The sequence below is a fragment of the Chryseobacterium hagamense genome, from assembly GCF_007991455.1.
Lineage (GTDB): Bacteria > Bacteroidota > Bacteroidia > Flavobacteriales > Weeksellaceae > Chryseobacterium > Chryseobacterium hagamense.
The window spans coordinates 1-628 of sequence record NZ_BJYJ01000092.1 but is presented as its reverse complement, the minus strand read 5'-3'; the positions used below and the strand labels follow the sequence as shown (position 1 = coordinate 628).

At 36.5% G+C, this 628-nt stretch carries 1 pseudogene; it reads left to right on the top strand.

The window, feature by feature from the left end:
- Window positions 1–70 precede the first annotated feature (70 nt).
- Window positions 71–295 (top strand): annotated as a pseudogene (locus tag CHA01nite_RS20375) (helix-turn-helix domain-containing protein); the annotation flags it as partial.
- Between the last annotated feature and the right edge of the window lie 333 nt (window positions 296–628).

Genomic DNA, 628 nt, shown 5'->3' with positions numbered 1-628 from the left:
TTAAACAAGTAAACATTCAAGACCAACTCAATTTTAAGAAGCCCAATATAATCATTCGGCAGAGCTTGCAGAAAAACCCCGGGTGAATAACAAAAGCCTTTCCCGCTACGAGCCGGGAAGCAGCATTCCCCCTGCCGATGCGCTTAAAAATATTGCCGATGCTTTAGGGGTTTCCAGCGATGCTCTGCTGAATGATGATACTGTTTCTATTAAAGATAAAGAACTTCTGAAAAAATTTCAAGCCATACAGAATATGAGCGAAGAAGACAAAAGCTCTGGTAACAAGGTTTCTTGATCTTACCATAAGGGATTTTAATGCAAGAAAAGCCTATAAGTAAATCATACCGAACTGTAAAACACAAAAACCTCGCAAATTGCGAGGTTTTTTATTCTCTGATCACGGACTGAAAATCTGTGAAATGGGGATTGTCACTAATTCTGATACATGACTAAAAAATTATCTGCCATTTTTTGAAGGCGCCTTTTCAGAGCAATAAACTGAAGATGAGCGTGGAATCGGTTTTCCTTTTTCAGTATAAACATAATTCATTGATGATTTTGCGCCTCTTTGTCCTAATTCATATGCTTTTAATATTGAATAATTACCATATTTACTTTTATATTTACC